Source organism: Rhizobium sp. BK538 (assembly GCF_014197575.1).
Classification (GTDB): domain Bacteria; phylum Pseudomonadota; class Alphaproteobacteria; order Rhizobiales; family Rhizobiaceae; genus Rhizobium.
Genome location: NZ_JACIFT010000052.1, coordinates 1 through 3,574, shown reverse-complemented (window position 1 = coordinate 3,574; position 3,574 = coordinate 1). Strand labels below are relative to the sequence as shown.

Sequence of the window (3,574 nt, the reverse complement as noted above, 5' to 3'; positions counted from 1 at the left end):
CCTGGCCGCCGCAATTAGCACCCATAAGCCACACCGCATGGCTTCAAAGCGGCCACCAAGCGGAACCCAAACGCGCTGCAAGCACTAGAAAACCAACCGTTTATGGACGGGCACTAGCTAGTACTAGTTTTTGGTGGAGTGACCTTGCCATGGGAAAGTTTCTATCAAGCATTGGTTCACTGGCGTTCTTACTATCAGGCATAAACGCATATGCCGTGGACCTTCCAGCAGGTGCCAAGAAGGTCACGATGGACGAGTTCAAAGCCTTTGCTGACGGCAAGCATGTAAGGGTCGAGATTTTCGATCTGGAGAAGCCCGTGACCGCCGATCTGGTATGGAGTTGGAAGAAGGGCACTATCACCGGTAAGGCCAACGTCGACGGGAAAATGATGGACGTGAAGACCAAGCTTACCTTCAAAGATGGCAAAGCTTGCTCGAACGGAAAGGGCGAGAAGCCAAGTTGCCACTCCATATATATCGACGGGAACAAGTTCTATGAAGTTCGCGATGACATGAAGGTTCATGCTGTCTCAACGGTCGGGTAATCTACCGTCTGAGATTAGGGGCACTCGCTGTCTATTGTAAGTGGGGCGACGACCCTTCGTGCCCCGGAAGCGGCTATTGCACCGCCTCGCCAACCCATAAGGTGATCGCCTGCTACTAGACGATAAGCCTCGGATCGGCAGTCTGCTACTGGCTGCTCGAAAAGGCCTCGGCAACGTCGGCACCGGCTTTAACGAAAACAGCGCGGCGTCGCTCCGCAGCATGCTGGATCGCATCGCGTCAGGAAGCGGCCGCCGGTAGATTACGATGGGCGGCGAAATAACATTGTTTGGGTCCAGCCCACCCTGATCGCCGAGGTCGAGCATCGAGCCTGGACGCATGATGGAAAGCTTCGGCACGCGCTGCAGCAATCAACTCTATTCGTGGTTGGCTCGCTGCATTGTCACGAACGACATCGAGGATGCCGAGCAGCGCTTCCTTTCCTGCCACAGCCAAAGCCAGTGTAATCCGCCCCGGCGCTAAAGCTGAGCGATGCCCTATGCTATCTACGGTATGTCCCTGTGCAAACGGGATAAGCCATTAATATTTTGGAATCATCGCAATCTCTTCGGCGACCATTGCCTTTTTCATCGGATAGCTTACGCCAACCTTGTGAAGAACGATGCTTCTCGGCGTCTCGGGAATTAGCGGTGACACCGAGTTCCTTCTCAAGGACTTCAGCTCTGCCGCCAAGGAAGCGCTCGATCCGTTCTGCTTCAGAATTGCGGGTGAGACCGGCCGTCTAGCGGTGTCGATAGGCGGCGGGAGCCCATGGAGGGAGCTTTCAACGATCGCCCTTCGCCAAAAGCCGAGTTCTCGCCGTAGTCGCGTCTATAGGCGATCGTCGTCCTCGAGCTGGCCGGGACTCAGGGCCCAGTCCTTGACCGACCGCTTCAGACCTTCCTCGAACCGAAGAACAAACCTGCCATTCGATGCACTGATCACGACCGGCGCCTTCATGGCCGCATCAAGGGCGGGTGCAGGATTAGCTTCGAACTCTTCCCGAGTGCAGAAGTCGCGGATCGGAAGCCGATATTTGCTCATGCAATAGAATCTCTGACGGGTTGCATCTTTGTTTTTGACGCCAGCCTCAATCTACTGTTTCTTTTCGCCCAGAGCAATTTGCAGATTTTCATTGTAGTCATTTTCTTTTCTGGACTCGTGATGTTGCCTAGCAACCGTGGCCGCGAACTTGGGGCCAGACCTTTGCTGCTCCTGGACACGAACATCCTGGCCGCTCGCGCCAGGAAGCGGCCGCCGGTCGGCTTGAGAGAGTGGCTGGCCGAGGCGAGCGAGACAGTCGACTTCTGCATCTGCTTTCCGGTCATGGTCGAAATGAAGCGTGGCCTCCTGCTCTCGTCCGACGCCGCGCAGTCCAGACGCATCCGCGATATGATAGAAGAAGTGCTGCAGGCGGATTTCCTCTACATCGGCACCGAGGGCTCGGCCGACATTTATGCTGAGATGCTCTCCGTGAACGCGCTAAAGCACCTTTGGCATGTTCAGCCCCACACCAAGCATCGCAGGATAGGTCACGACCTTCTAATTGCAGCGATCTCGATCAGCTACGGCATCCCCCTCGTCACGTCGGACTGCGACTACGGCCTGATCGATCGGTATTTCAAACTTCCCGGTGTATTCGATCCTCTCGCGGGTATGGGCGGTCGATCCTTGTTCGGCCGTCTGTACGAGATGGTGGCGCATGAAACGAGGGATCCCGCGTTCGATCCCATTCGCGACATCATGAAGGACGTCGCGATTAGGTCGCTTCCGCTCGGCCCCGGCGACGAATTCTTTGGCCCTGTCACCGAACGGCGACTTCATTCCGTACAGTCGGCGTCCAAGCAGTTCGACGTTCACCCGAAGCGTCTTTACAAGCTCCTGGTCAATTCCGGCACCGTCGACCCGAGGGGCCCGAAGAACACCTTCGAACGGATCCTCGTCGATGCCGCGGCGATGGAGCAGTTCGCGAGCGATGCGAAGGCGACGATCGACGTCAAGGAAACGAAGGACCGTCTCGGCCTGACGCGTCTCTGGTTTGAGGAGCTTGTGAGCGGAGGCGAACTGGTTCCATACGGAGGTGCCGGTGACGACAGTGAGGTCTCCAAGCGGGTTGATCGCCGTTTCCAGATCAGTCAAGCCGATGAGCTACTCGGCAAGCTGCGCTCGGCGATTACCACCGAGGCGATAGACAACATGGCGGATATCAGCTCGGTGCGCCGCCAGGCGAACTGCACCCTGCGCGAAATCTTCGATCTGCTTTTGGGCGGCCACCTCGAACGCGTTGCAACTGTTGCTCCGGAGTCGACCTTTGTCGACATCCGTCTCGACCCGGAAGAGGTCAAGTCGAAGACGCGGTTGGAGGATCATCATGGCTGCTTCACTCTTCGGGAAATCGAGAAGCTTCTTCCGGCCGCCAGCCGGATTGTGAAAGCTCTCATCGTGGACGGTCACCTGACCTCGAAGAAGGTTCGCAATCCGGTGAAGCGGGCGCTTCAAACAGTGGTCGAGCCAAAAGCTTTGTCACAATTCACGTCAACATACGTATCAATTGGGAATATCGCGACGGCACTTGGAACAAGGACCTGGAGCCTTCAGAACCGGTTTGAAGCAGCAGGAGTCTGGCCCGCCTTCGAAGCGGCTGGAACATCATTTTATAAGGCGTCAGATCTCGATCGATTGTAGTTGTTGACGTGATTAGCACCGTTTGAGGCCGGGTTTTGATCCCGGCCTTTTCTTTTGGCCTGCGACTTGGCCGGTTTTTGCTTCCAGCCCGGCCAGTTTCGGTTCGGGATTTGGCTTTCGATGACCAAAAATCAATGGGTTACAGACACATTGGCCAGGAATTGGTCCGTTTTCTCACGACTGACTGTAGTTAGTAGCGCGCCACTAGGTTCGCCACTGCGCCATTCAAATGTCACTAAAGTGACCTTTTTGGCGGATCGTGCCCCGGGAGGTGGTGTAGGTCCTGAGGTTTAGGCGGCCATCAGTGTTTTCCATTTAGGGTCGGGTTGTTCAAGACCAACCTGAT

At 56.1% G+C, this 3,574-nt stretch carries 3 protein-coding genes and 1 pseudogene; 3 read left to right on the top strand and 1 reads right to left on the bottom strand.

Translation table 11 applies throughout. The annotated features are described in order from the left end of the window. Both FHX09_RS29220 and FHX09_RS30235 read left to right on the top strand, forming a co-directional pair. On the top strand, window positions 1-545 hold a 545-nt coding region (locus tag FHX09_RS29220; RefSeq protein WP_246699538.1), incomplete at its 5' end, for a hypothetical protein. 133 nt (window positions 546-678) lie between these two features. Next, a pseudogene (locus FHX09_RS30235) lies at window positions 679-1,010 on the top strand (hypothetical protein); the annotation flags it as partial. 364 nt (window positions 1,011-1,374) lie between these two features. Here FHX09_RS30235 and FHX09_RS29215 read toward each other — a convergent pair. Further along, complete coding sequence (locus tag FHX09_RS29215) at window positions 1,375-1,587, bottom strand: hypothetical protein (RefSeq protein ID WP_165933232.1); 213 nt, start codon at window positions 1,585-1,587, stop codon at window positions 1,375-1,377. Between the two features lie 120 nt (window positions 1,588-1,707). Between FHX09_RS29215 and FHX09_RS29210 the strand changes: the two genes are divergently transcribed. After that, a complete protein-coding gene (locus tag FHX09_RS29210) occupies window positions 1,708-3,228 on the top strand; it encodes a type II toxin-antitoxin system VapC family toxin (protein ID WP_132595305.1) in 1,521 nt (506 codons plus the stop codon). Window positions 3,229-3,574 lie beyond the last annotated feature (346 nt).